The organism is Streptomyces sp. NPDC006296 (assembly GCF_040613235.1).
Lineage (GTDB): Bacteria > Actinomycetota > Actinomycetes > Streptomycetales > Streptomycetaceae > Streptomyces.
The window spans coordinates 147,374-172,533 of record NZ_JBEXRT010000004.1 but is presented as its reverse complement, the minus strand read 5'-3'; the positions used below and the strand labels follow the sequence as shown (position 1 = coordinate 172,533).

General features: G+C 72.8%; 23 protein-coding genes. 10 read left to right on the top strand and 13 right to left on the bottom strand.

Annotated elements, in window-relative coordinates; all coding sequences use genetic code 11:
- Window positions 1-163: 163 nt before the first annotated feature.
- A complete protein-coding gene (locus ABZ172_RS04480; RefSeq protein ID WP_356880104.1) occupies window positions 164-913 on the top strand; it encodes a hypothetical protein in 750 nt (249 codons plus the stop codon).
- A gap of 796 nt (window positions 914-1,709) precedes the next feature.
- Here the strand turns inward: ABZ172_RS04480 and ABZ172_RS04475 are convergent.
- The 5 genes from ABZ172_RS04475 to ABZ172_RS04455 form a co-directional block, all read right to left on the bottom strand.
- Window positions 1,710-2,582 carry an undecaprenyl-diphosphate phosphatase gene (locus ABZ172_RS04475; RefSeq protein WP_356880102.1) on the bottom strand — a complete coding sequence of 291 codons (873 nt, stop codon included), beginning with the start codon at window positions 2,580-2,582 and terminating at the stop codon, window positions 1,710-1,712.
- A gap of 171 nt (window positions 2,583-2,753) precedes the next feature.
- Entirely contained in the window at window positions 2,754-3,497 is a 744-nt protein-coding gene (locus ABZ172_RS04470) for a TVP38/TMEM64 family protein (protein ID WP_356880100.1), read from the bottom strand.
- 206 nt (window positions 3,498-3,703) lie between these two features.
- Complete coding sequence (locus tag ABZ172_RS04465; protein WP_356880098.1) at window positions 3,704-3,916, bottom strand: DUF397 domain-containing protein; 213 nt, start codon at window positions 3,914-3,916, stop codon at window positions 3,704-3,706.
- On the bottom strand, window positions 3,913-4,752 hold the full coding sequence (locus tag ABZ172_RS04460) for a helix-turn-helix transcriptional regulator (protein ID WP_356880231.1): 840 nt from the start codon (window positions 4,750-4,752) through the stop codon (window positions 3,913-3,915). The genes ABZ172_RS04465 and ABZ172_RS04460 overlap by 4 nt, the downstream gene beginning before the upstream one ends.
- Window positions 4,753-4,928: 176 nt before the next feature.
- Window positions 4,929-5,936, bottom strand: a complete 1,008-nt coding sequence (locus ABZ172_RS04455) for a MarR family transcriptional regulator (RefSeq protein ID WP_356880096.1) — start codon at window positions 5,934-5,936, stop codon at window positions 4,929-4,931.
- Between the two features lie 627 nt (window positions 5,937-6,563).
- Here ABZ172_RS04455 and tuf point away from each other — a divergent pair.
- Window positions 6,564-7,733 (top strand): elongation factor Tu, encoded by a 1,170-nt coding sequence (gene tuf / locus ABZ172_RS04450; protein ID WP_356880094.1) that lies wholly within the window; start codon window positions 6,564-6,566, stop codon window positions 7,731-7,733.
- A 100-nt stretch (window positions 7,734-7,833) separates the two neighbouring features.
- Window positions 7,834-8,679 (top strand): fused MFS/spermidine synthase, encoded by an 846-nt coding sequence (locus tag ABZ172_RS04445; RefSeq protein ID WP_356880092.1) that lies wholly within the window; start codon window positions 7,834-7,836, stop codon window positions 8,677-8,679.
- Here ABZ172_RS04445 and ABZ172_RS04440 read toward each other — a convergent pair.
- Together ABZ172_RS04440 and ABZ172_RS04435 are read right to left on the bottom strand one after the other, a co-directional pair.
- The gene (locus tag ABZ172_RS04440) at window positions 8,641-9,951 is read right to left on the bottom strand and encodes an MFS transporter (RefSeq protein WP_356880090.1); all 1,311 of its coding nucleotides are present in this window, start codon (window positions 9,949-9,951) and stop codon (window positions 8,641-8,643) included. The two genes, ABZ172_RS04445 and ABZ172_RS04440, sit on opposite strands and share 39 nt — an antisense overlap.
- Before the next feature lie 67 nt (window positions 9,952-10,018).
- Window positions 10,019-11,050 carry a hypothetical protein gene (locus tag ABZ172_RS04435; protein WP_356880088.1) on the bottom strand — a complete coding sequence of 344 codons (1,032 nt, stop codon included), beginning with the start codon at window positions 11,048-11,050 and terminating at the stop codon, window positions 10,019-10,021.
- A 109-nt stretch (window positions 11,051-11,159) separates the two neighbouring features.
- Here ABZ172_RS04435 and ABZ172_RS04430 point away from each other — a divergent pair, with 109 nt between their 5' ends.
- The gene (locus ABZ172_RS04430) at window positions 11,160-11,597 is read left to right on the top strand and encodes a DUF4442 domain-containing protein (protein ID WP_356880229.1); all 438 of its coding nucleotides are present in this window, start codon (window positions 11,160-11,162) and stop codon (window positions 11,595-11,597) included.
- A 128-nt stretch (window positions 11,598-11,725) separates the two neighbouring features.
- Window positions 11,726-12,574, top strand: a complete 849-nt coding sequence (locus ABZ172_RS04425) for a DedA family protein (RefSeq protein WP_356880086.1) — start codon at window positions 11,726-11,728, stop codon at window positions 12,572-12,574.
- Window positions 12,575-12,763: 189 nt separating this feature from the next.
- On the opposite strand, the gene ABZ172_RS04420 is transcribed toward ABZ172_RS04425, so the two are convergent.
- The gene (locus ABZ172_RS04420; protein WP_356880084.1) at window positions 12,764-13,297 is read right to left on the bottom strand and encodes a gamma carbonic anhydrase family protein; all 534 of its coding nucleotides are present in this window, start codon (window positions 13,295-13,297) and stop codon (window positions 12,764-12,766) included.
- Window positions 13,298-13,448: 151 nt separating this feature from the next.
- Here ABZ172_RS04420 and ABZ172_RS04415 point away from each other — a divergent pair, with 151 nt between their 5' ends.
- Window positions 13,449-14,198, top strand: coding sequence for an acyltransferase (locus ABZ172_RS04415; RefSeq protein WP_356880082.1), 750 nt, complete (start codon window positions 13,449-13,451; stop codon window positions 14,196-14,198).
- Window positions 14,199-14,389: 191 nt separating this feature from the next.
- Entirely contained in the window at window positions 14,390-14,974 is a 585-nt protein-coding gene (locus ABZ172_RS04410; RefSeq protein ID WP_356880227.1) for an XRE family transcriptional regulator, read from the top strand.
- Between the two features lie 490 nt (window positions 14,975-15,464).
- Here ABZ172_RS04410 and ABZ172_RS04405 read toward each other — a convergent pair whose 3' ends face one another.
- Both ABZ172_RS04405 and ABZ172_RS04400 read right to left on the bottom strand, forming a co-directional pair.
- On the bottom strand, window positions 15,465-16,274 hold the full coding sequence (locus ABZ172_RS04405) for an AAC(3) family N-acetyltransferase (RefSeq protein WP_356880080.1): 810 nt from the start codon (window positions 16,272-16,274) through the stop codon (window positions 15,465-15,467).
- Between the two features lie 46 nt (window positions 16,275-16,320).
- Window positions 16,321-16,737: a CoA-binding protein gene (locus ABZ172_RS04400; RefSeq protein WP_356880078.1), complete on the bottom strand. Its 417-nt coding sequence runs from the start codon at window positions 16,735-16,737 to the stop codon at window positions 16,321-16,323.
- Between the two features lie 82 nt (window positions 16,738-16,819).
- Between ABZ172_RS04400 and ABZ172_RS04395 the strand changes: the two genes are divergently transcribed.
- The 3 genes from ABZ172_RS04395 (at window position 16,820) to ABZ172_RS04385 (ending at window position 21,792) form a co-directional block, all read left to right on the top strand.
- Complete coding sequence (locus ABZ172_RS04395) at window positions 16,820-17,446, top strand: YigZ family protein (protein WP_356880076.1); 627 nt, start codon at window positions 16,820-16,822, stop codon at window positions 17,444-17,446.
- A gap of 144 nt (window positions 17,447-17,590) precedes the next feature.
- Window positions 17,591-18,757 carry an exonuclease SbcCD subunit D gene (locus ABZ172_RS04390; protein WP_356880074.1) on the top strand — a complete coding sequence of 389 codons (1,167 nt, stop codon included), beginning with the start codon at window positions 17,591-17,593 and terminating at the stop codon, window positions 18,755-18,757.
- Window positions 18,754-21,792, top strand: coding sequence for an SMC family ATPase (locus ABZ172_RS04385; protein ID WP_356880072.1), 3,039 nt, complete (start codon window positions 18,754-18,756; stop codon window positions 21,790-21,792). Before ABZ172_RS04390 ends, ABZ172_RS04385 begins: the two co-directional genes overlap by 4 nt.
- Window positions 21,793-21,867: 75 nt before the next feature.
- Here ABZ172_RS04385 and ABZ172_RS04380 read toward each other — a convergent pair whose 3' ends face one another.
- From ABZ172_RS04380 to ABZ172_RS04370, 3 genes are all read right to left on the bottom strand, one after another.
- The gene (locus tag ABZ172_RS04380) at window positions 21,868-22,737 is read right to left on the bottom strand and encodes an ATP-grasp domain-containing protein (protein WP_356880070.1); all 870 of its coding nucleotides are present in this window, start codon (window positions 22,735-22,737) and stop codon (window positions 21,868-21,870) included.
- An 82-nt stretch (window positions 22,738-22,819) separates the two neighbouring features.
- Window positions 22,820-24,508, bottom strand: a complete 1,689-nt coding sequence (locus tag ABZ172_RS04375; protein ID WP_356880068.1) for a DUF885 domain-containing protein — start codon at window positions 24,506-24,508, stop codon at window positions 22,820-22,822.
- 67 nt (window positions 24,509-24,575) lie between these two features.
- Window positions 24,576-25,103: an Lrp/AsnC family transcriptional regulator gene (locus tag ABZ172_RS04370; RefSeq protein WP_356880066.1), complete on the bottom strand. Its 528-nt coding sequence runs from the start codon at window positions 25,101-25,103 to the stop codon at window positions 24,576-24,578.
- Window positions 25,104-25,160 lie beyond the last annotated feature (57 nt).

Genomic DNA, 25,160 nt, shown 5'->3' with positions numbered 1-25,160 from the left:
TCCCCCTACGTGCGGTTCGTGGAGCCTGACCGTAGCCACCCGGCTACGCGTCGGGGAGTCAGATGTTCCGGTGGTGACGGAGTTGTGACCAAACAGTGGGGGAGGTGCGGGGGTGCGCGTTACTGTCTGGCCGTAGGTCGTCCACCGTAAGAGCGGAAAGCCCATGACTGATCAGCAGCGCTTGCTCAGCTACGCCAGGTCGAAGGCGCAGGAGATTCAGGGAGAGCTCATTTGGGCACCGGCTGAGTACGGGGGTGGCTGCTGGGAGGCGCACGGTTCTAGCGAAGGCCTCGTGCATGGAAGAGTCGTCGCCGCCCTACAGTTCCTGAGGGAGTACGCCGGCGCCGACAGCAGCTGGTTCAGTCGGGCCGAGCAGGCCTGGGACTCGCAGGGTGGCAACAAGTCAACGGCTACGGGCGCGTACTACGTCGGCGAGTTGCTCAAAGGCTGGGCCGATCAGGTTGAGGCGGGCGTCACCGAGGTCGCTGGATCTCAGGCGAGGGAGAAGGTCGGCGTCGTCAGCACAGATGTGATGGAGCAGGTGCGCCAGTTGAACGACGACGACAAGGCGCACCCTGCTGCGGCGGTCGTCCTCTGCGGAGCCGCTCTGGAAACGGCACTGCGCGCCACGGTCGAGGCGCGAAGCCTCTCGCTCCCTGAGCGGCAACGCCCCTCACTCAACTCCTACACTCAGCTTCTCCGGTCGGCGGGCCTCTTCACGGCGCAGGACGTGAAGGACGCCGACATGTGCGGCGGTCTCCGGAACTCCGCGGCACACGGGCACTTCGACGATCTCAGCCGCGAGCGCGCCGGCCTCATGGAACAGCAGACCAATCTGCTGCTCCGGAAGCTGTCTGACCTCGCGACGGTCGGGGATGAACCCGCCCAGGAGCTGTCCGGCCGATCAAGGTGAGAACTCCTGACGACGAGGCAGGCTGACTATCCTCACAGCGTGAATAGTCACGCGTTCGAGCTGATGTGGGGAGGCGCCGCTCTCGTAGGTGGAGGGCTCGTGGCCGCCAACGTCCGAGGAGTGGCTGACCGGTTCCAGGCGATGTCCTACGCCTACCGGTCATGGCCCGGCAGCGTCACAACATGCAGAGTGATCGGAGGGGCCTTCGCCATTGCAGGGGCAGGGGTCCTCATTGCCGCCGGCCTTTGAATCGAACGTGGAGCGATGATACCCGTGCTTGGTCCCTGACCTTGGTGGTCAGGGACCAAGCCAGAGCCGCATCGCCGCGCCCCGCGACGGTGCCGTGGAAGACGGAGGCCCTCATGTCGTAGCGGGTGGCGACGGATCGGACGGCCTGATCGTCTTCCACAGCCCGTCCGGAACAATCCATCCCCACCGTCCACTCCCCATACCCAGCCCAACAGCCCACTGACCATGTAGGAAACGGTCTCAGCGGCGGGCGGGAGGCCCTACTTGCCGAGTGGACATGCGCAAACCCGCTCGAACGGGTAACCCGCGTGTATGTGCCACAGAGTCGGTCACTCGTTGGACAGAACGACCGGAGCAAGGCCGCTCTCCACCCTCCGGGTGGTGGCCTCGCTCCGGTTCCTTCGTGTCTGGGGGTGAGGCTGTCGACCTCGAAGATCCACTGGGAGAAGGATGGGAGATGACTCTCTCCAGGAGCGTCGAAAGCCCTCCGGTTTTGTCCGGAGAGCTCTCGATCGAAGCTGGGGGAATCTGCTCCCGACGGCCCGGATCAGCCCGCGGACTCACCCGCGTGCGGGCTCAGCACACCCATGCTGACCAGGACGAGCAGTGCGATGCCCAGGAGCACGCGGTAGATGACGAACGGCATGAAGCTCTTGGTCGTGATGAACTTCATGAACCACGCGATCACCGCGTAGCCGACCGCGAAGGCGATGAGCGTCGCGAAGATCGTCGGCCCCCAGGAGACGTGCCCCTCGCCCGCGTCCTTCAGCTCGAACACCCCCGACGCCAGCACCGCCGGGATCGCGAGCAGGAAGGAGTACCGGGCCGCCGCCTCGCGGGTGTAGCCCATGAGCAGACCACCGCTGATCGTCGCACCCGAACGGGAGACGCCCGGGATCAGCGCCATCGCCTGGCAGAACCCGAAGATCAGACCGTCCCTGACACCCAGTTCCTTCAGCGACTTGCGTTCCTTGATCGCCCGGTGCTTGCCGCCCGTCTCGTCGCGGGCCGCGAGCCGGTCCGCGACGCCGAGCACGATTCCCATGACGATCAGGGTCGTCGCGATCAGACGCAGGTCGCGGAACGGGCCCTCGATCTGGTCCTTGAACGTCACGCCCAGCACGCCGATGGGGATCGAACCGATGATGACCAGCCATCCCATCTGCGCGTCGTGATCGCTGCGCATCGAGGAATTGGTCAGCGACCGGAACCAGGCCGAGAGGATCCGCGCGATGTCCTTGCGGAAGTAGATGAGGACGGCGGCCTCCGTGCCGATCTGGGTGATCGCGGTGAACGCGGCCCCCGGGTCGTGCCAGCCCGCGAAGGCCGCGGTCAGCCGCAGGTGCGCGCTGGAGGAGATCGGCAGGAACTCGGTCAGTCCCTGAACGAGGCCCAGGACGAATGATTCGAACCAGCTCATGGGGCTTAGGCCATCCCGGAGGTACTCATGCAACGGCCGACGGACGCGAAGGCCGTCGGCAACGTGCGGATGCGGTCAGAAAGGGAGACGGGACGCCACGGCCCCGGACATCCTCTGTCGGTTGCGCGCAGCGTATCGTCTGCGGGTGAACGGACTGCGGCCTGCCCCTGGCTAGGCCGCGCCGCCGGCCTCCGACCGGGCGGTTTCCGCTCCGGCCAGCCGGTGCCGCCTGCGCCAGGCGACCAGCGCCGCACCCACGCCGGACAGCACGATGAACGCCGTCGCCGCCAGGAACACCGGTGACGTCGGCGAGGCTGCCGAGCTCCCCGCGATCACGTACGCCGCCGTGTTCGGGATCGAGCCGATCCCGGTGGCCAGCAAGAACGGCGGGTACCCCATGCGGGAGGTCGCCGCACAGTAGTTCGCCGCGGCGAACGGCACGCCCGGGAACAGCCGCAGCGCCAGCATGGACCGGAACCCGTGCCTGCTGAGCAGCCCGTCCGCCGCCTTCAGGTACTTGCCGCGCACCAGCGTCCGGAGCGCGTCCTGCCCCAGCACCCTGCCGAGCAGGAAGGACACACCCGCACCCAGCACGGTGCCGGCCAGCGCCGCCGCCAGCCCGGCCTGGGTGCCGAACAGCGCCCCCGCGGCCAGATTGAGCAGCGGCCGCGGTACGAAGGCCACGGTGCACACGCCGTACGCGAGCCCGAACAGCATCGCCGCCGCGGACCCCGTCAGCTGAGGTGGCCAGCCGGAGGCCAGCAGCCGCTGTGGTTCGAACATCAGCATCGTGACGGCGGCGGCCAGCAGAACCGCCACGAGCAGGGAGAACCGGGACCAGGGGGAGAGCAGCGCCCTCGTACAGCGCACTGCGAGGCCACCGGAGGACCGTGTTGCGGGGACGGGGTCGAACATCTGGGGAGCGTAACCGAAACGTGTGTGTGATCGCCGTAATGTGCGGGCGGCGGACGACGGGTCACCCGGCCTCCGGCGGGGGACATCGGGCACGTTGCGTCGCCGGCCGGCTCGCCGCGAAGAGGCGGTCGCTTGGGGGCGGGCGAGGGCCCTGCCGCCTTCTGGGAAGCAGCAGGGCTCTCACTCGCAGTGGTGTGACACCGATGTCAGTGCGTTGGCCCCGACGCGAGGGCGACGAAGCCGCTCCAGGCTTCCGGGCTCAGCGTGAGAACCGGCCCGGCGAGGTCTTTCGAGTCCCGGACGAGCACGGCTGTGGGTGCGCTCGCCACCTCGACACAGTCGCCCCCTTCGGCACCGCTGTAGCTGCTCTTGAACCAGGCCAGTTCGCGAGCGGCAGCCGCAGTCTCCGCGATTTTCATAGCTCTCCCAGCAGTGTCTCGATGAAGCTCAAAGTCTCTCGCGGGGCGAGAGCCTGCGACCGGATAATTCCATAGCGGGCCGCTGCGAGACGGGCCTCGTCCCGGTTGGTCACCAGGCTGCTGCGCCCCTGGACCTCCGCGTACACCACCTGGTCGCCACCCTTGCGCGTGATCACCGTGAACGGCCCGTCCACGCCTGCGTTGTCCTCGCGATCCATCGGGATCACCTGGATCTCGACATTGCGTTGCCGGCCGGTCAGGAGCAGATGTTCCAGTTGGCCGCGCAGTACGGCTCGGCCGCCGAGGGGCTTGCGCAGGATCGACTCCTCAAGCACGAAGCTCATCAAGGGCGCAGGCCAGCGATTGAAGATCTTCTGCCGCGCCAGCCGTGCCGTCACGCGCTGCTCGATGGTTTCCACGTCCAGCAGAGGGCGCCGCATCCCGAGGAGCGCCCGTGTGTACTCCTCGGTCTGCAACAGACCCTTGACCACGTGGCTGTCGTACGCCAGGAGCTCCACCGCCTCCGACTCCAGCTTCGCCGCGTCGCGGAAGAACGCCGGGTACTGGGCTCGCGCCACTTCCTCCTTCAGCTCCTTGAGGACTCCCCGAGCGCCCAGCACCTCGTCGGCGCGGTCGATGAACGTGGCCGGTGGGATGCGCCGTCCCAGCTCGTACGAGGCGATCGTCGACGCCGCGTACCCCAGCTGGGCTCCCAGGTCCGCGCGCTCCACGCCCGCCGTCGTGCGGACCAGCTTCAGCAGCCGGCCGAACGCCATGACCATGCCTGTCCCAGGCTCGTCGTCCGGCTGCATCCCGGTCGTCCCGTCCGCACCCATGTCCGCGTCCATCGTCCCGCCCCGTAGGTTCCGTACCACTGGTCACCGCCTCCCGGACCAACGCCCGGCTTCGCTCCGCAGGCACGTCGCACCTCGTGTACAGGTCCGTCGCCCCGGTGTACAAGCGATGTGCTGTCTTCGCCCGGCGCACCCCGGCACCCCCCGGCGCGCCGGGTTCACGGGGCTCTCAACAGGTCCCGGAGACCGCCGACCAGCGCATGGACGTCGCGTTCGGCGGGAGCGCAGGCCGGGGCGGCGGGCGGCGCGCCCGCTGCCTCCGTGCGGCAGGAGCGGCACAGCCCGTCCGGAAATGCTTCGGGCTGCCCGGGCGCCCTGCACCGGGTGCACTCCATCAGCACACGGCGGACCTCGGTTCCGGGAGCCGGCGGTTCCGGGGGAGCGGGCAGCCGGGGCGGGATCTTGTCGACGAGGCGGCGGCGTACGAGGCCGACGGGCGAGCCGACCTGGGCGGGAAGGCCGGACACCAGGGCCTGGGTGAGGTAGTCCGTGCTGACGCCCCGCTCCAGCCATGCGGAGGCCAGTCCCTCCAGCACGGCGCAGTCGGCGGCGGAGAGGGCCAGGCGCGGATCGGTCCGGCCGAGCCGGGCGAGAGCGAGGTACGCGGGCGAGGGCCCGGTCGGCTCCGGTGCGGCGCTCCGCTGCTGCGGGACCGTGTGCGCGGGCTCGGGGTGCACCGTCGGCGCCGGAGTCTCCGCCGGAGCGGGCATGGCAACTGCGCCGGTGGCAGCCGGGGTTGTCCCGGTCTCCTGGGCGGTCCGCCGGTCCTCCGCCCGGGTGAAGGCGTCCCACCACTCATGGTCGCGGGCGGTGCGGGACCAGTAGGTCCGGGTGATCCAACGGCTCTGACCGCCGTCGGTGACCTGGCACCGTACGCGCCGCAGGTGACCGGCCACGCCCAGGGCCCGCAAGGCGGTGCCGACAGCCATCTGCCCGTACAACGGCAGTGCTTTCGCCAGTGACTTGACGTCCATGGCGCAGCCCTCGGGCAGGCGGTCGACGTATCCGGCGATGTACCGCTCCCGCCGCGGCAGGAGCGCGAAGTCGTCCGTGCGGGAGGGGCGTTGGTCCGGGGCCGAGCGTTTGCCGTAGCCGCGTCGGGCTCTGTCGTACGGGAGGGAGGATGCGGGCGTGCGCAGGGCGGAGCTAATGTTCTCGGCAGCCACGAGATCGGGTCCGTTCGATCTTGGGGTGAGACCCCGGCCCGGTGTTGATCGCACCGCGTCGGGGTCGTTTCGTCGTGGGCACCGTAAGCAGCCGCGACACTGAGCCGCAAGCCGGTCACGATTAGTCATACTTGCTGGCCGTGACGGGTCGGGGAGGGTGGGGAGGTCTGCCCAACCACCCTTGTTTCCCTACCGGACACCCACACCGCTCGAATCCCGGAGCCCGCGTCCCGACCCCCGGTTCCCGAAGCTCAAGCGTCGGGCGCCCGCCCCTCGGCAGGTCCCCACGAACGAGTGAGGCGCCCCCTCCCGATCCTCGAAGCTCGGGTGCCGGTACCCCGGGCGAAAACCGTTCGACGCCGTCGTGCCGCTCCGCCATCATCAGGGGCATGTTCCGGTACGCCTTCCTCGCAGCGCAGTCCGCAGTCGCGGACACGCCGAAGGCTGCCGTGAGCCCTGCGACCGCATGCGCGGCAGCAGCCGCCGACGCAGCGTTCGCCGCTGCCGCAGCGCCCTTCGGCGGCGCCCGAAGCTGACCCTCCCCCGACTGTCCGGCGGACCCCGCAAGGGGAGGGTCGGCGGGGCCCCGGGGTCTTCTCTCTCAGCTTCGAACACCAAGGACGAGCCATGCCCAAGACGGCATACGTGCGCACCAAGCCGCACCTCAACATCGGCACCATGGGCCACGTCGACCACGGCAAGACCACCCTGACCGCCGCCATCACCAAGGTGCTCAGCGACCGCGGCAGCGGCACCTTCGTGCCGTTCGACCGGATCGACCGGGCGCCCGAGGAGGCGCAGCGCGGCATCACCATCAACATCGCGCACGTCGAGTACGAGACCGACACCCGCCACTACGCGCACGTCGACATGCCCGGCCACGCCGACTACATCAAGAACATGGTGACCGGAGCGGCGCAGCTCGACGGGGCGATCCTCGTCGTGTCCGCGCTCGACGGCATCATGCCGCAGACCGCGGAGCACGTCCTGCTGGCCCGTCAGGTGGGCGTCGACCACATCGTCGTCGCCCTCAACAAGGCCGACGCGGGAGACCCCGAGCTCACCGACCTGGTCGAGCTGGAGGTCCGCGAGCTGCTCTCCGCGCACGGGTACGGCGGGGACACCGTGCCCGTCGTGCGGGTGTCGGGGCTCGGCGCGCTCCAGGGGGACCCGCGCTGGACGGCGTCCGTCGAGGGACTGCTGGACGCCGTCGACACGTACGTACCGATGCCGGTGCGCTACACCGACGCGCCGTTCCTCCTGTCCGTGGAGAACGTGCTCACCATCACCGGCCGCGGCACCGTCGTCACCGGCGCCGTGGAGCGCGGCACGGTGCGCGTCGGGGACCGTGTGTCGGTGCTCGGCGCGGACGTGGAGACCGTCGTCACCGGTCTGGAGACCTTCGGGAAGCCGATGGAGTCCGCCGAGGCCGGGGACAACGTCGCGCTGCTGCTGCGCGGGGTCGAGCGCGACCGGGTCCGCCGCGGCCACGTAGTCGCGGCGCCGGACAGCGTCACACCCAGCCGGCGCTTCACCGCGCAGGTGTACGTCCTGTCGGCCCGGGAGGGAGGCCGGACCACACCGGTGACCACCGGCTACCGGCCGCAGTTCTACATCCGCACGGCGGACGTCGTCGGGGACGTGGACCTCGGCGGGACGGCGGTCGCCCGGCCCGGCGACACGGTCACCATGACCGTCGAGCTCGGCCGTGACGTCCCGCTGGAGTCCGGTCTCGGCTTCGCGATCCGCGAGGGCGGACGCACGGTCGGCGCCGGTACGGTCACCGGCCTGCTCTGACGGACCACCCGTCCGCACCGCCCCGGGCCCCGGGGCGGTGCGGACGGCACCTCCCGCGGCGACGGCACGCCGCCGGTCCCGGGCCCGTCACAATGGGGGAGTGAACGAGCCGATACCCGTCATCCGCGACACCGACCACGGCACCGCCCGGCTGCTGCCCGACGTCGACCGGGAACGGGCGTGGCTGCTCACGGTCGACGGCGCCCCGCAGTCGTACGTCGACCTCGACGCGCCGGAACACCTCGAATTCGAGTACGTACGGCGGCTCGGTCACGTCGTGGACCGGGCCGGAGCGCCCGGTGCGCCGCTGGACGTGGTGCACCTCGGGGGCGGCGCACTCACCCTGCCCCGCTACGTCGCGGCGACCCGCCCCGGCTCACGGCAGAACGTCGCCGAGGCCGACCGCGGGCTCGCCGAACTGGTCGGCGCGCACCTGCCGCTGCCCGGGGGCGCCGACGTCACCGTGCACACCACCGACGCCCGGGCCTGGCTCGAAGGGGCGCCCGAGGACTCCGCCGATCTGCTGATCGCCGACGTCTTCGGCGGCTCACGGGTGCCGGCCCACCTCACCTCGGTCGAGTACGCGCGAGCCGTCGGGCGGGTCCTGCGCACGGACGGCCTCTACGCCGCCAACCTCGCCGACGGTGCTCCCTTCACCTTCCTGCGGTCCCAACTGGCCACCTTCGCTGAGGTGTTCGACGAGCTCGCCCTCATCGCCGAGCCGGCCGTGCTGCGCGGCCGGCGCTTCGGCAACGCCGTGCTGCTGGCCTCGCGCGCCCCCCTCGACCTCGCACCGCTCACCCGGCTCTGCGCCGCCGACGCGTTTCCGGCGCGGATCGAGCACGGTGCGGCGCTCACCCGGTTCACCGGTAGCGCCCGGCCGGTGTCGGACGGCGAGGCGGTGGCCTCACCCGAGCCCCCCGACGGAGCCTTCGGTATCGGCTGACGGGCGGGCCTGCTCGGGCACACCGACCCGCTTCACGCTGCTGCGGCGCGTCAGGTTCCGTACGTCCGGGACGAACAGGACGCCCGCGGTCACCAGCACGATCAGGGCGGCGCAGCCCCAGAGGGCCTCGCTGCGGCCGACGAGGTTCTCCACCGGGCCGGCCGCCGCCGTGGCCAGCGGCACCATCGCGACCGAACCGAACCAGTCGTACGCCGCGACCCGGGACAGCTTCTCCTCCGGGATCTCCTGGTGCAGGGCCGTCATCCAGGACACCCCGAACACCTCGATGGCGACACCGGTCACGAACATCACCGCACAGAGCGCGGTCACCGGCAGCGGGATCGCGAGGCCCGCTGACGGCAGGGCCAGCGGGAACACGCAGAGCGTCCCGGCCAGCAGCAGCCGCCGGGGCTTCCACCGCATCATCAGCAGCGCCCCGCCCAGCGTGCCCACACCGAAGGAGGCCAGGGCGAAGCCCCAGGGGCGGGCACCTCCGAGCTCGTCCCGCGCCACCAGCGGCCCGTACACCGCCTCCGCCGCCCCGACGACGGCCACGACCACGGAGAACTGCAGCACCACGGCCCACAGCCAGGGACGCCCGACGACCTCCTGCCAGCCCTCGCGGAGATCGGCGAGCAGCCCTCCGCCCGGCGTCCGGGCGGGGACGTGGCTCACGTCCAGGAAGGCCCGCAGCGCCCCGGCGACGGCGAACGCCGCCGCGTCGACCGCCAGCACCCAGCCCGGGTCCATGGCCGCGATCATGGCCCCGCCGAGTGCCGCGCCGCCGATGGCGGCGCCGTGCATCGACATCCGGAAGAAGGCGAAGACACGGGCCGCCTGCTCGGCGCTGACGCTGGACATCAGCATGCCCTCGGCGGCCGGAGCGAAGAAGGCCTGCCCGGTGCCGCAGAGCGCCGTCAGCAGCATCATCTGCCACAGCTGGGCGTCACCGGCGAGCACCAGCCAGGCGAACACCGCCTGCGAGACGCAGTTGAGGGTGTTCGCGGCCACCATCACCCGGTGGCGGGGCAGCCGGTCCGCGACCGCGCCGCCGATCAGCAGGAAGAGCACCAGCGGCGCCGTGCGCGCCGCGGCGACCAGCCCGACGTCGCCGCTGTCGCCGCCCGACTCCAGAACCGCGAACGCCGCCGCGATCAGCGCGCCGTTGCTGCCCAGGCTCGTGATGATCGCGGCGGCGGTCAGCAGACCGAAATTGCGTCCGGCCGGCAGCCGGCGCGGCGCGGGAGAAGGGGAGGGGGAGGCGGAGGTCACCAGGGGACTATCCCCGCCCCGGCCCCCTCCCGACAAATGGAATCTCCCGGTCCTGCGTGCCGGTGGCTCAGGAGGTGCCCTCCGCGGGCTCCGCCAGGCGTACCGTGCTCAGGATCTTCTGGATGGTGGCGTCCGGGAGTTCGTCGTCGACGCCGGCGTTCGCGTAGAGGATCCACGACGAGTAGTCGCCGTTGGAGTTCTTGAAGGTGAACGCGATCGACTTGCCGTCGGTGTCGCACTTGTTCTTGTTGGCGAGCCCGCTGGCGGTGGCCTTGACGACGCTGCCCGACAGACCCGACTTCGTCGTGTACTGCTCGGGCTCGCCCGTCTTGACCTTCGACTTCGGGTCCTCCTGGGCGTACGCGGCCCAGACCCAGTTGGCGGCCTCGTTCGTGGCGGCCTGGTCCGTGCTCTTGGCACCCTGGGCGCCCTTGGTGCCCACCCCGGCGAGGCTGGTGTCCTCCTGCTTGCCGTCCTTGTCGGTGTCGTCGCTGCACCACTTCGTCTTGAGGTGGGCAGGGGCGGAGAAGCCGACGGCCGGCGGACCCGTGGGGTCCTTCACGTCCTCGAAGCCCGAGATCACGCCGGTACCGGAGAGCTCCCAGTCACCCGGTACGTCGAACTGGGTGCCCCACTTGGGGTTGGTCACGACCTTCCAGCCCGGGACCGTGGGCGCGGCGTCCTCGCCGCCCCGCGGGTTCGCCGCGGGGGAGGACGCCGCCTCGGACGGCTCCGAGGACGGGGAGGCGGACGTCTTGCCGTCCGCCACGTCCGAGCCGCCCTGGTCGTCCTTCTTGTTCATGACGACGACACCGGTGACGACGGCCGCGATGACCACGGCGGTCGCCGCGAGGACCGCGACGATCGCCGTCTTCTTCTTGTCGTCCGGCTTGGGCCCGCCGGGCCCACCGGGTGCGGCGTACTGCGACACCGTGGGCTGCTGGTACGGATTGGGCTGCGGGTAGCCCGGCTGCCCCTGCTGCTGATATCCCGGCTGCTGATAGGGATTCGGCTGTTGGTACCCCGGCTGCTGGTACGGGTTCTGATTCTGGTCCTGCGGGTTCTGCTCGCCCCCGGGCGGCTGCTGTCCTGGCCACATGGCCAGTAACCATAGAGGTGAGGGGCGTCCTCTGCTACAGGCGCCCCTGTGAGGGGATGGTCAAAGCCTGCTACTGGCAAGTAACATCGCGGCCATGAGCACTGATGAGATGACGGTCGGCGAGATCCTGTCCGCGAGCGTCCCGATGGTCCGGACCCTTGGCATCACCTACCTGGAGACGACCGCCGAGCGCGCTGTCCTCTCGCTCCCCGACCACGCCGACTACCGCAACCACCTGGGCGGACCCCACGCCGGAGCGATGTTCACGCTCGCCGAGTCGGCGAGCGGCGCGATCGTCGTCGCCGCCTTCGGTGACCAGATGTCCCGGGCCGTCCCGCTGCCCGTCACGACGGAGATGTCCTTCAAGAAGGTTGCCATGGGCGAACTCACCGCCACCGCGGTCCTGGGACGTCCGGTGGCGGAGGTCGTCGCGGAGCTGGACGAGGGGAAGCGCCCGGAGTTCCCCGTGAGCGTCGAGATCCGTCGCGCCGACGGCGCCGTCACCAGCGAGATGAGCGTGGTCTGGACCCTGCGCCCGAACCGCTGACCGCACGGCGGCCGTCGCGGACCCCGGCCGGGGGCCGCGGCGGTCCCTCCGTCCGCCCGGCCCGGTAGGCTGCCCGCCGTGCACCCCGTGTGGTGTGCGGCGGCAGATTTCTCACGGGAGGACCGGCGATGCACGTCCAGGAGTGGCTCGAGACCGTACCCGCGGTCAGCATCTATCTCCTGGTGGGGGTGGTCATCGGCCTCGAAAGCCTGGGCATCCCGCTGCCCGGCGAGATCGTCCTCGTGAGCTCGGCGCTGCTGGCCTCCCAGCACGGTGACATCGACCCGTGGGTGCTCGGCGCCTGTGCGTCGGCCGGCGCGATCATCGGTGACTCGATCGGCTACGCCATCGGTCGCCGCGGCGGGCGCCCGCTGCTCGCCTGGCTCGGCGACAGGTTCCCCAAGCACTTCGGGGCGCCCCAGATCGCCCTGGCGGAGCGGTCGTTCGAGAAGTGGGGCATGTGGGCGGTCTTCTTCGGCCGTTTCGTCGCCCTGCTCCGGATCTTCGCCGGACCGCTGGCCGGTGTGCTGCGCATGCCCTACTGGAAGTTCCTGATCGCCAACGTGCTCGGCGGGATCGTCTGGGCCGGCGGCACCACCGCCGTCATCTACTCGGTGGGAGTCGTCGCCGAGGCCTGGCTCAAGCGGTTCTCCTGGCTGGGACTCCTGGCCGCCGTGCTCATCGGTGTGATCTCCATGCTGGTGCTGAAGAGCCGCGCCAAGAAGGCCGCGGACCAGGCCGAGGGCTCTGCGGCGGGGACCGGGCCGGAGGCCGCTCCGGCGGCGGAGGCCGAGGGGGCTTCGGCGGCTGGGGCTGGGGCGGCTCCGGCGGCTGGGGCCGATGCGGGCACCGAGGCCGTACCGGCGACGGGCGCCGGGGGCGTTCCTGCGGCTCCGGCCGAGGCCGGGGCTGACGCCGAGGCGGTTCCGACGGCGGCTCCCGGGGCCGTACCGTCGTCCGATCGTTCCGGGAGCTGACCGGGTCGGCGGGTTCGCCCCCGGCTGTCCGGGCGTCGTGTTCCTCGGGTAGTGGGCCCGTCCGCTCAGCCGTTGGGTGTGCGTGGTGGCCGGGGCCGTCCGGTCCTGCGGGTGACCGGCCCGGTGGGCCGTCGGCCGGGCTGCTGATCCGGCGGGTGCCGGGTGCCCGGCCCGTACCCGGCGGGGCCGTCAGCCCTTCCGGTGCGCCGCGCGGTGGGCCTTGGCCAGTTCCACGTAACCGGCCGCGTTGAAGGCGATGCCCTCGCGCTCCTCGGCGGTCAGCTCCCGCTTCACCTTCGCGGGCACGCCGGCGACGAGGGAGCCCGGCGGCACCTGCATCCCCTGCGGCACGAGGGCCTGCGCCGCGATCAGCGAACCCGCGCCGATACGCGCGCCGTTGAGCACGGTCGCCCCCATGCCGACCAGCACGTCGTCCTCGATCACGCAGCCGTGCAGGACGGCGTTGTGCCCGACGGAGACCCGGGCGCCCACCGTCAACGGGAAGCCCGGGTCGGTGTGCACGCTGCAGTTGTCCTGGATGTTGCTGTCCGGGCCCAGGGAGATCGGGCCGCAGTCGGCACGCAGCACCGCCTGGTACCAGAGGCTGGAGCCCGCGGCCATCGAGACCTCGCCGACGACGACGGAGGTCGGCGCGAGGAAGGCGTCCGGGTCGATGTCCGGCTCCTTGCCGCCGATGCCGGTGACCCATGCCTGCTCTGCCATCGCCTGCTCCTCCGGTGCGGTGTGGTGCGCGCTCGGCGCCCCGTACTCCGCACGAACCGTAGTGGACGGTCCCGGCAGCTCAGGCGGGTTGGGGTGAACATCACAGCGCACGCCGCCGGTGGGCTCCGGCCCGGCCGACTACCGTGAGCGGGTGGCGAAGAACCAGAACCTGCTCTCCTCCCTGGCCTTCCGGCGGCGTGAGCTCACGTCCCGCGCCGTCCACCGGGTCTGGGCGTGGGTGCAGGAGACCGGAGCGGTCACCGCACCGCACCCGGGGCGCCTCCGGTTCGGCCGCATCGGCACCGGAACCAGGCTCGCCTTCCCGCAGGGCACGGTCTTCGGCGAACGCTGGATCGAACTCGGCGACCACTGCATCATCGGCGAGCAGGTGACGCTCACGGCCGGGCTGATGCCCGACCTCGACCTCGGGGCCGACCCCATCCTGACGCTGGGCGACGGTGTGGTGCTGGGCCGGGGCAGCCACGTCATCGCCGACACCTCGGTGTCGATCGGGTCGGACACGTACTGCGGTCCGTACGTCTACATCACGTCCACGAACCACAGTTACGACGACACCGGCCGGCCGGTGGGCAAGCAGTGGCCGCGCATGGAACCCGTGGTGATCGGGCCCGGCTGCTGGATCGGCACCGGAGCGGTGATCCTCCCGGGGGCGCGGCTCGGCCGCAACGTCGTGGTGGCCGCCGGAGCCGTCGTGCGCGGGGAGGTTCCCGACCACGCGGTGGTGGCGGGAGCGCCGGCCAGGGTGGTCCGGAGCTGGGACCCGGAGAAGGGCTGGCAGCCGCCGCTCCGCACCCCCGCACCCGTGCCGATCCCCGACGGGGTCACCCCCGAGCAGCTGGCCGCCGTGGCGCTGCTGACCGAGGACCCGGCAGGAAGCTGACCGCCGCCGGGCGGTCCGACCGGGCGACCTCGGCGGCAGGCCCGTGTCCTGGACACCCGGTGCTGTCATCCCGGCTGTCATCGGGCGCCCCGCAGTACAGTGCGGTGTTCGGGCGGGTGCACCACACCGTAGTTCCCGATGCTCGACCTTCGCGTCGAAAATATTTGACCATCAAGGGTATGGGACGGAATGTGACCGACCTCGATCAGCTCACCCAGTCGCTCGCGCGGAACCTCAAGCGCTGGCGGGGAGAGCGCGGTTTCACCCTGGACGCCCTCGCGGCCCGCGCGGGGGTCAGCCGCGGCATGATCATCCAGATCGAGCAGGCGCGTACCAACCCGAGCGTCGGCACCACGGTCAAGCTCGCCGACGCCCTGGGGGTCAGCATCACCACCCTGCTCGACTACGAGCAGGGATCACAGGTGCGGCTGGTCCCGGCGAGCCAGGCGGTGCGCCTGTGGTCGACGGAGACCGGCAGCTCGAACACGCTGCTGGTCGGCACCGATGCCCGCGGCCCCGTCGAGCTCTGGTCCTGGCACCTGATGCCCGGCGACGGCAGCGCCTCCGACCCGCACCCCGAGGGCACGGTGGAGCTCCTCCACGTCACCTCGGGTGTGCTCACGCTGGTCGTCGACGGCGAGGCCCACACGGTGCCCGCCGGCACCTCGGCGACGTTCGAGGCCCATGTGCCGCACGTCTACCGCAACGACGGCACCGAGCCCGCCGATCTGACGATGGCGGTGTCGATCCCGCCGGTCCGCGCGGACGGCAGGTGAGCGGCACCCCAGCGGCAGCCTGAGCGGCCCCGTCGGACCGCCCGGGCAACTGGACGGCGTACGGGACGACGGGTGCGGGGCGCCCGCTCCCGAGACCGGGGGCGCGGGGGCGAGCCTGGGTGCCGGAAGACGGCTACCGCGAGCCGGAGTTCCGGAATACGCCTACCGCGATCCGGGGTTCCGGGTGATGGCTACCGCGATCCGGGGCTCCGGGCGACGGCTACCGCGAGCCGGGGTTCCGGGCGCAGGGAGTCGGCTGTCGAGCACCGGGCGCACCGGTGCACCGGGCGCACCGGCGTGCGCTGGCACGCGCCCGGACGGGCTGGCACCGCGCCCGGGACGGTCTGGCACCGCGCCCGGGACGAGCGCCGGTCCGCGCAGCAAGGGGCCGGGGTGCGGGGTCTGCGGCGCAAGGGGCCGGGGCGCCGGTCCGCGGCACAAGAATCCGGTGCGCAAAGGTCCGGGCCGCCGTGGTGACCCCGCGGGGCACTCAGCGAGCCTCGGGCCGGTGCTCCGCGAGCCAGCCCGTGGCGAAGTCCACGGCGGAGCGGAGCGGGAACAGCCGGCTGGGCGCCGCCCCCACCCGGCCCGAGGCCACCGCTCCGGTCCGGGCGCGGGCGAAGTCGTCCCCGAGACGCGCGAAGTCGCCGTCGTCCAGGGCGACGTCCTCGTACTCCCACCAGCGGCGCCCCCCGTCCGCCGCGACGACACAGCGGTAGCGGCGGCGGGGCGGGGACGGGCGTCGGTACTCCGCGAGGTGGAAGGCCGTGCAGCGGTCGAAGCCCGTGCCCAGCAGAAGGACCTGTGCGTCCGCGTCGTAGAGCCGGGCCAGCGGGGAGTCCTCGCCCAGGTGGCAGTCCGGCCGGTGCCCCGCGAGCAAGCGCGCGGCTGCCGGGCCGAGCGCGGCGAAGGAGGTCTGCGGATGGCCGCTGCGCCGCGCGCCCGGAGCCAGTCGCACCGCCTCCGCGAGCACCCCCATCGTCGGCGCGGGGGACACCCGGGGGTCGAAGGCCGGCATCGCCGCACGCACCGCGGCCCCGGCCTCCTCGTCCAGGCCGCGCACACGGTCCAGGTAGGCGCGCGAGGTGTCGGAATTCTCCGGGGTGAAGGAGGGGACCACCAGCGTCCCTCCCGACCCCAGAGCCCGGCTCAGCGCGTGCGCCATGTCCCCGGTGCCCCCGCCCGCGGCCCGCATCGAGGCGTGCACCATGAGGACACCGCCCCGGCGCACCCCCAGCGCGTGCAGCTGGGCGGCGAGATGCTCACCGCCGAGGGGGAGATGCCGTGCCACGGCGGACATTCTCCCCGCCGGGGGTGCCGGTGACACCCCGCCCCACGGACGGGGCTCAGCGCGCGGGGCTCAGCCTGGGTATCTCGATCGCCGGGCAGCGGTCCATGACCATGCTGAGGCCTGCCGCACGGGTGCGGTCGTACGCCTGCTCGTCGATGACACCGAGCTGGAACCAGACCGCCTTCGCCCCGGCCGCCACCGCCTCGTCGGCGACGGCGCCCGCCAGATCGCTGTTCACGAAGACGTCGACCACGTCGACGGGGAAGGGTATGTCCGCCAGCGAGGCGTACCCCTGCTCGCCGTGGACCGTCTCCGCCTTGGGGTGGACGGGCACCACCCGCTTGCCGAAGCGCTTGAGGACCCCGGCCACGCCGTAGGCCGCGCGGGAGGTGTTGCCGGACAGGCCGACCACCGCCCAGGTGTCGCCCGTGTCCTGGAGAATCCTGCGCACCGTCTCGTCGTCTGCGTACATGCCCGGACAACGGACGGCCCCGCCCGACCATTCCCCACGGGAGGGTGAACGTGCCGGACGGACCGGCGCATAGGGTGGTCGGATGCAGGAGGAGTACCGGACAGTCGCCGGGACGGGTGTGCACGAGACCGAGGTCAGCCGGTCCCGTTTCCTGTGCGCGCTCGCCCCCGCCGCCACCGAGCAGGAGGCGCAGGAGTTCATCGCGCGCGTCCGCGGGGAGCACCCCTCCGCCAACCACCACTGCTTCGCCTACGTCATCGGGGCCGACGCCTCCGTGCAGCGGGCGAGCGACGACGGGGAGCCCGGCGGAACGGCCGGCGTCCCCATGCTCCAGATGCTCATGCGCCGGGACGTGCGGTACGCCGTCGCCGTCGTCACCCGCTACTTCGGCGGTGTGAAGCTCGGCGCGGGCGGACTGATCCGGGCGTACGGAGGAGCGGTCGGCGAGGCGCTCGACGCGCTGGGCACGACCACCCGCCGCCGGTTCCGCCTCGCCGCCGTCACCGTCGACCACCAGCGCGCGGGCAGACTGGAGAACGACCTGCGGGCCACCGGAGTCGCCGTCCACGAGGTCACGTACGCCGAGGCGGTGACCCTCGCGATCGCGCTGCCGGACGCCGGGGTCGAGAGCTTCCGGGCCTGGCTGGCCGACGCCACCGCCGGGACGGCGACCCTCGAACTGGGCGGCGAGGCCTACGGGGATGTCTGAGACGGACGAGGGGCGCGGAGCGGCACCGCACCGGCGTGGCCGCGGGCGGCCCCGCGGACCGGTGGCGGACCGGGGAGCGGGTCCACGCCGGACCCGGGGGCGGAGGAGCGGGGACATGAGGATCGTGGCCACAGGAGCGGTGTCGTGAGGATTCTGCACACCTCGGACTGGCACCTGGGGAGGTCCCTCCACCGTGTCCCGATGCTGGACGCCCAGGCTGCCTTCCTCGACCACCTCGTCGCGACGGTGCGGGAGCAGGCCGTCGACGTGGTCGTCGTCGCGGGAGACGTCTACGACCGGGCCGTCCCGCCGCTGTCGGCCGTCCGGCTGTTCGACGACGCCCTGCACCGGCTCGCCGCCGCGGGGGTGCCGACCGTCATGATCTCCGGCAACCACGACTCGGCACGCAGGCTGGGTGTCGGCGCCGGGCTGATCGCCCGGGCCGGGATCCATCTGCGGACCGACCCCGACGACTGCGCCACACCGGTCGTGCTGTCCGACGCCCACGGCGACGTCGCGTTCTACGGGCTGCCCTATCTGGAGCCCGCACTCGTCAAGGACGCCCTCGGCGCGACCGGGACGGGACACGAGGCCGTCCTCAGCGCGGCGATGGACCGGGTACGGGCCGACCTCGCGGCCCGGCCCGACGGCACCCGGTCCGTCGTCCTGGCGCACGCGTTCGTGGCGGGCGGCGAACCCAGCGACAGCGAACGGGACATCACCGTCGGCGGGGTCGCCGCCGTCCCCGCGGGCGTCTTCGACGGCGTCGACTACGTGGCGCTCGGCCACCTGCACGGCTGCCAGCGGGTCACCGACCGCGTCCGCTACTCGGGCTCGCCGCTCGCGTACTCCTTCTCCGAGCACACGCACCGCAAGACGACGTGGCTGATCGATCTCGCCCCCGGCGGGGAGGTCTCCGCCGAACGCGTCGACTGCCCCGTACCGCGCCGGCTCGCCCGCCTCCGCGGCCCGCTGGACACCCTGCTGGAGGACCCGGCCCTGGAGGAGCACCGGGAGTCCTGGATCGAGGCCACCCTCACCGATCCGACGCGCCCGGACGAGCCGATGGCCCGCCTCCTCGAACGCTTCCCGCACACGCTCACCCTCGTGTTCGACCCCGAGCGCGCTCCCGACGACCCGCTCGCCTCGTACGCGCAGCGGCTCCGAGGACGCGACGACCAGCAGGTGGCGGAGGACTTCGTGGCCCATGTACGCGGCGGGAGCGGCCCCAGCGAGCCGGAGCGCACGGTGCTGCGCGCCGTCCTCGACGAGGTCCGGGTCGACGACGCCGCTGGGGAGGTGGCGCGTTGAGGCTGCACCGGCTCACCCTGACCGCGTTCGGCCCCTTCGGCGCCACCCAGGAGGTCGACTTCGACACGCTGTCCTCGGCCGGCATCTTCCTGCTGCACGGCCCCACCGGTGCGGGCAAGACGTCCGTGCTGGACGCCGTCTGCTACGGCCTCTACGGCACGGTGCCCGGAGCCCGGCAGGGACCCGGCACGTCGCTGCGCAGCGACCACGCCCCGGACGACCGGCCCACCGAGGTCCGCCTGGAACTCACGGTCGGAGGGCGCCGGCTGGAGATCACCAGGCGGCCCGCCCAGCCCCGCCCCAAGAAGCGGGGCGGCGGCTTCACGACCGAGAAGGCGCAGAGCTCGCTGCGGGAACACCACCCCGAGCACGGCTGGACGGCACTGAGCCGCTCCCACCAGGAGATCGGTGAGGAGATCGGCGGGCTCGTGGGCATGAGCCGGGACCAGTTCTGCCAGGTGGTGCTGCTGCCGCAGGGCGATTTCGCGCGGTTCCTGCGGGCCGACGCGGAGGCCCGCGGGAAGCTCCTGGGCCGGCTCTTCGACACCCGCCGGTTCGCCGCGGTCGAGGAGCGCCTGGCCGACCTGCGACGCACGGCCGAGGCCCGGGTGCGGGCGGGGGACGAGCAGATCCTCGCCCTGGCCCACCGCCTCGCGCAGGCCGCCGGTCCCGCGGCGGAGGAGCCGGTGCCCGAGGAACGCCCGGGCGAACCCGGGCTCGCCGAGGGGATCCTGGGCTGGGCCGCCGTCGCGCGCAGCGGCGCCGGTGAACGCCTCGACCTCGCCCGGTGCGAGCTGGCGGCGGCGGAGCGGCGCAACGACGCCGCACGCCAGGTGTTCGAGTCCGAACGCGAACGCGCCCGGCTCCAGCAGCGGTACGCGGAGACCCGCCGCCGTGCCGCCGTCCTGGAGGACCGCCGTGCGGAACGCGACCGCTGCCACGCGGAGCTGGCCCGTGCGCGCAAGGCCGACCTCGTCGCCCCGGCCCTCGACCTGCGCGAGGAGGCCGAACGGGCCCACCGCACCGCCGTCCGGGCGCTGGAGAACTCGCGGGCCGGCCTGCCCCCGGACCTCGCCGAGGCGGGACTCGACCAGCTGGCGGGCAGGGAGCGCGGACTCCGGGCGGAGCTGGGCGTGCTCGACGCCGCACGGGGCGCCGAGCGGCGCAGCCGGGAGATCGACGCCGAACGGGCCGGTCTGGAGCGGCAGTCCCGCGCGGACGACGAGCTGATCCAGGAGACGGCGCACTGGCTGGCCGGCTGGGACACCACCCACCGGAGCCTCAGGGAACGCGTCGAGACGGCCCAGGACGCCGCGACCCGCACGGAACAGCTGGCCGGCAGGCTCGACCCGGCCCGCAGAAGGCTGGAGGCCGCACGCCGGCGTGACGCGCTCGCCGTCCAGGAGGAGACCGCCGCCGCGGCCCTGACCACGGCACGCGAGGGCGCGGCGGACGCGCACGAGACCTGGCTGGCGCTGCGCGAACAGCGGCTGCGGGGCATCGCGGCGGAACTGGCGGCCCGGCTGGCCGACGGGGAGGCCTGCACGGTGTGCGGTTCGGCGGAGCACCCCGCCCCGGCCCGCGCCGAGGCCGGACACGTGGACCGGGCCACCGAGGAGGCGGCGCTCGCCGCCCACCAGCGGGCCGAACGGACCCGCGCGGAGGCCGAGGGCGGGCTGGGGGTCCTGCGCGAACGCCTCGCGGCGGCACGCGCCGAGGCCTCGGACCCGGGGGAGTCCGGGCCGGCCGGCGGGGCGCCCGCCACCGTCGACGGACTGCGGGACGCGGTGGACCGGCTGACCCGGGAGCACGCGGAGGCGCACCGGCTGGCCGCGGGGTCCCACGCGGCCCGGGAAGCCCTCGCCGCCGCGGAGCGAGAGCACCTCGGACGGCTCGACGACCGCCAACAGGCCGAGCGGCGCACGGCGGCCCGTACCTCGCAGCGGGAAGCGCTCGACCGTGAACAGGCCGCGCTGGAGGCCGAACTGGTCAAGGCACGGGGTGCCTGCGGCTCCGTCGCCGAGCACGCCGCGCTGCTGGAACGGCGGGCCGGACTGCTGGCCTCCGCCGCCGACGCCCTGCGCACCGAGAACACGACCGCCACACGTCTCAAGGACGCCGACGGCAGACTCTCCGACGCCGCCTTCCGGGCCGGGTTCGACACCCCGCAGGCCGCGGCGGCGCAGATCCTCGACGACACCGCGCAGCGGGAGCTCCAGCACCGCGTCGACGTCTGGCAGACGGAGGCGGCCACCGTCGCCGACCGACTCGCCGAGGAGGACGCGAAGGCCGCCGCCGGCCGCCCGCCCGCCGAACCGGACCGGGCGCGGGCGGCGTACGACCTGTCCGTACGGGCGCTGCGCGAGAGCGCCGCCGCGCACTCCGCCGCGCAGGAGCGCACCGCGGAGCTCGGCCGGCTCTCCCGCAGCGCGGAGGACCAGGTCCGCGCCCTGGGGCCGGTGCGCCAGGAGTACGAGCGGGTGGCCCGCCTCGCCGGCCTGACCGCGGGCACCTCCGCGGACAACGAGCGCAAGATGCGGCTGGAGGCGTACGTCCTGGCGGCCCGCCTCGAACAGGTGGCCGCTGCGGCGACGGTCCGGCTCCTGCGGATGTCGGCGGGGCGCTACACGCTGGTCCACTCCGACGACCGCAGCGGGGGCCGCAGGGCCGGACTCGGCCTGCACGTCGTGGACTCCTGGACGGGCCGGGAGCGCGACACCGCGACCCTGTCCGGCGGCGAGACCTTCTTCGCCTCGCTCGCCCTCGCCCTCGGTCTCGCCGACGTGGTGACGGACGAGGCCGGCGGTGTGCGGCTGGACACGCTCTTCATCGACGAGGGCTTCGGCAGCCTCGACGAACAGACGCTGGACGAGGTGCTCGACGTGCTGGACTCGCTGCGCGAACGCGACCGCAGCGTGGGCATCGTCAGCCACGTCGGCGACCTGCGCCGCCGCATCCCCGCCCAGCTCGAAGTGGTGAAGGAACGGGACGGGTCGGCCGTGGTCCACCGGACGGCCGGCGCCCTCGGCGGCTGACCGTCCGGCGGGGGAGACGGCGCGGACGCACGGCCGGTGCCCCCGCCGGACACGGGCCCTCCCGCCGAAGGCGGTTCAGCCGCCCGGGAGGCGGCGGAACAGGTCCTCGCCGTCGTCGCCGGCGGGCAGTCCGCTGACCTGGCCGTCGCCGACCTCCACCACCCGCCACGCCCCGTCCTCCCGGAGCGCCATGTCGGTGGTCACCCAGCGGCAGCCGAGCGCGCGCACGGCCTCACCGACGGCACCGAGGTCCGGTGCCGGAAGCCGGCCGGGAGTGTCCGGATGGGCGGTCACCCGCACGGCCTCGCCGTCCACCCACCACACCCGTGCCTCGCCGCCCGGCACGAACGGCTCGTACCCGCGCAGCACCACGCCGCCGGTCAGGAACTCGCCCTGCAACGCGAGGAACCGGCCGACGACGGCGGCCAGCCGCTCCGCGTCCGCCAGCTCCGGCACGAAGCACGCCTCGTGCCAGGCGTCCTTGCGGGACTTCACGAAGTCCTTGACGATGCCGGGGCCCGGCCCGAGCACCCCGACGAGGCGGGACCAGACGGCGGGATCCGCCACGGCGTCCTCCGCGGACACCGGACACCACACGCTGCGCGGCGTGAGCCCGCTGAACACCTCGTACCAGCCGGGGAGTTCATGGGCGGTGCGGTAGGCGCCGGCATCGGTCAGCAGCGCGCAGCCCCGGGCGGCGAGAGCCCGTCCGAGGTCCGCGTAACGGGCGCTCGGGATCATCCAGCCGCGGTACCAGTACGCCCCCGAGTCCCGCGGGACCCGGCCTACCGCGGCCCGCGCGTCCCCCGCGAGCAGCGCGTCGTGGTCGACCAGCACGGTCCGGGCGCCGACCCTCCGGGCCGCCGCCGCCTCCTCGGCGAAGACGGCGTCGGGACGCTTCGGACGCAGCGGATCGCAGCAGAACAGGAGACCGGGCGCCGTCATACCGACATTCTCCTCCGGACCGTGGGGAGGGACGGACCGGGGGGCCCGGTGACGGTGTCGACGGCCCCCCGGTCCGCGGTGGTCAGAGCGCGGACAGCTCGTCCACCAGGTCGTCCAGACCCAGCGAGCCCTGGGACAGGGCGGCCATGTGCCAGGCCTTCAGGTCGAACGCGTCACCGTGCGCCTTCCGGGCGTTCTCCCGGCCCAGCAGCCACGCCCGCTCACCCAGCTTGTAGCCGATGGCCTGTCCCGGCATCGACATGTAGCGGGTCAGCTCGCTCTCCACGAAGTCGGCGGGCCGGCCGCTGTGACTCCCGAAGAACTCCTGGGCCAGGGCCGGCGTCCACCGCTCGCCCGGGTGGAACGGCGAGTCCGCGGGGATCTCCAGCTCCAGGTGCATGCCGATGTCCACGATGACCCGGCAGGCACGCATCATCTGCGCGTCCAGATAGCCCAGGCGCCGCTCCGCGTCCGGCAGGTACCCCAGCTCGTCCATGAGCCGCTCGGCGTACAGCGCCCAGCCCTCGGAATTGGCGCTGACCTGCCCGACCGAGGCCTGGTAGCGCGACAGGCTCTCGGCCACGTGCGTCCACTGCGCGATCTGCAGGTGATGGCCCGGCACACCCTCGTGGTACCAGGTGGACACCAGGTCGTAGACCGGGAAGCGGGTCTCGCCCATGGTGGGGAGCCAGGTGCGGCCCGGCCGGGAGAAGTCCTCCGTGGGACCGGTGTAGTAGGGAGCGGCGGCACCGCCCGCGGGGGCGATCCGGGACTCCACCTTCCGCACCCGCTCCGCGAGTTCGAAGTGGGTGCCGTCGAGCGCCTCGATGGCCTCGTCCATCAGCCCCTGCAGCCAGACGCGCACCTCCTCCACGCCCTCGATGTGCTCACCGTGGACGTCGAGGTGGGCGAGCGCCTCCCAGGGCCCGGCGCCCGGCAGGATCTTGTCCGCCTCGGTCTTCATCTCGGCCAGCAGCCGGTGGTACTCGGACCAGCCGTAGGCGTACGCCTCGTCGAGGTCCAGATCCGTACCGTTGAACTGGCGGGCCCAGCGCGCGTAGCGCTCCCGGCCGACGGTGTCGGGCGCGCCCTCGATCGCCGGGGCGTAGACGTCCCGCATCCAGTCCCGGAGCGCCACCAGGGCGGCGGTCGCCTCCCCGGCGGCTCCGTCCAGCTCCGCGCGCAGCGAGCCGGGCCCCTCGGCCACGACGTCCTGGAAGAAGCCCGTGCCGCCGTCCTCACCGGCCCAGGCCCCGAGCTGACCGATGAACGTGGCCGTGGGGCGCGGGCCCCCGTACAGCTTCCGCTCCAGCCCCAGGGCGAGCGAGGCGCGGTACCCCTCCAGGGCGGCGGGCACCGCACGCAGCCGGTCCACGACCGCGGCCCAGTCCTCCTCCGTCGCCGTCGGCGTCGCCGTGAACACCTCACGGAGGCTGTGCGCGGGGGAGTGGATGTTGGAAACGGCCCGGAGGCCCTCCTCGGCCTCGATGACGGCGAGTTCGGCCGTGAGGCGCTCGCGCAGCAGCCGCGCGCACCGCCGCTCCTCCTCGGCCTCCGCGCCGGGCACCTGCTCCGCGGCGTCGAGCTCCGCGAGGGTCCGGCGGATCAGGGCGGCCGAGGCCGCATGGCCGGCGGGCGAGAAATCGGGCAGCCGGCGGGAGCTTTCCGCGACACCGAGATAGGTACCGGTGATCGGGTCGAGATCGATGTACGCGTCGACGTAGGCGTCGGCGACCTGGCGCGGGAGTGAGCTGCTCGATGTGTCTGACATGTGGACATCTTCCAACGCCGGGGCCCCTCACGTCACGGGGTACCGGACTTCGGTCCTGCGCGGTGCCTCAGGGCCCGCCGGAACCCGGCCGCGGCTCCGGCACCGAGGGACCCCGCGTGTCCGCGGCCGGCGGCATCAGCGGACCGCACTCCCACTGCTGGAAGATCAGCCTGGTCTCCACACGTGCCACCTCACGGCGGGAGGTGAACTCGTCCAGCACCAGCCGTTGCAGGTCCGTCGGGTCCGCGACCGCCACGTGCACCAGATAGTCGTCGGGGCCGGTCAGATGGAAGAACGCCCGGGACTCCGGAAGCGCCCTGATCCGTTCCACGAACGGCCCGATGAGCTCCCGGCGGTGCGGCCGGACCTGCACCAGCAGGAGCGCCTCCAGCCCGCGGCCGAGCCGCGCCGGGTCGAGCCGCAGCCGGTGCCCGAGGATCACACCGGACCGGCGCAGCCGCGCCACCCGGTCGAGACAGGTGGACGGAGCCACCCCGACCTCGGCGGCCAGCTCCCGGTACGTCGTCCGCGCATCGTTCTGCAGGAGCCGCAGAATATGCAGATCAACCGGATCGAGAGCGACGGAATCAGGCATCGGCCGAACGTAGCACGGCGTTCGAGCGCTACCGGCCGGTCACTGTTCAGTCTGACG

Coding starts and splice junctions, on each gene's coding strand:
- ABZ172_RS04430 (WP_356880229.1), top strand. CDS start 11,160: ATGACGGTCGGCGAGATCCTGTCCGCGAGCGTCCCGATGGTCCGGACC.
- ABZ172_RS04470 (WP_356880100.1), bottom strand. CDS start 3,497: ATGTTCGACCCCGTCCCCGCAACACGGTCCTCCGGTGGCCTCGCAGTG.
- ABZ172_RS04425 (WP_356880086.1), top strand. CDS start 11,726: ATGCACGTCCAGGAGTGGCTCGAGACCGTACCCGCGGTCAGCATCTAT.
- ABZ172_RS04480 (WP_356880104.1), top strand. CDS start 164: ATGACTGATCAGCAGCGCTTGCTCAGCTACGCCAGGTCGAAGGCGCAG.
- ABZ172_RS04370 (WP_356880066.1), bottom strand. CDS start 25,103: ATGCCTGATTCCGTCGCTCTCGATCCGGTTGATCTGCATATTCTGCGG.
- ABZ172_RS04465 (WP_356880098.1), bottom strand. CDS start 3,916: ATGAAAATCGCGGAGACTGCGGCTGCCGCTCGCGAACTGGCCTGGTTC.
- ABZ172_RS04380 (WP_356880070.1), bottom strand. CDS start 22,737: ATGACGGCGCCCGGTCTCCTGTTCTGCTGCGATCCGCTGCGTCCGAAG.
- ABZ172_RS04420 (WP_356880084.1), bottom strand. CDS start 13,297: ATGGCAGAGCAGGCATGGGTCACCGGCATCGGCGGCAAGGAGCCGGAC.
- tuf (WP_356880094.1), top strand. CDS start 6,564: ATGCCCAAGACGGCATACGTGCGCACCAAGCCGCACCTCAACATCGGC.
- ABZ172_RS04375 (WP_356880068.1), bottom strand. CDS start 24,508: ATGTCAGACACATCGAGCAGCTCACTCCCGCGCCAGGTCGCCGACGCC.
- ABZ172_RS04460 (WP_356880231.1), bottom strand. CDS start 4,752: ATGGGTGCGGACGGGACGACCGGGATGCAGCCGGACGACGAGCCTGGG.
- ABZ172_RS04475 (WP_356880102.1), bottom strand. CDS start 2,582: ATGAGCTGGTTCGAATCATTCGTCCTGGGCCTCGTTCAGGGACTGACC.
- ABZ172_RS04400 (WP_356880078.1), bottom strand. CDS start 16,737: ATGTACGCAGACGACGAGACGGTGCGCAGGATTCTCCAGGACACGGGC.
- ABZ172_RS04395 (WP_356880076.1), top strand. CDS start 16,820: ATGCAGGAGGAGTACCGGACAGTCGCCGGGACGGGTGTGCACGAGACC.
- ABZ172_RS04405 (WP_356880080.1), bottom strand. CDS start 16,274: ATGTCCGCCGTGGCACGGCATCTCCCCCTCGGCGGTGAGCATCTCGCC.
- ABZ172_RS04435 (WP_356880088.1), bottom strand. CDS start 11,050: ATGTGGCCAGGACAGCAGCCGCCCGGGGGCGAGCAGAACCCGCAGGAC.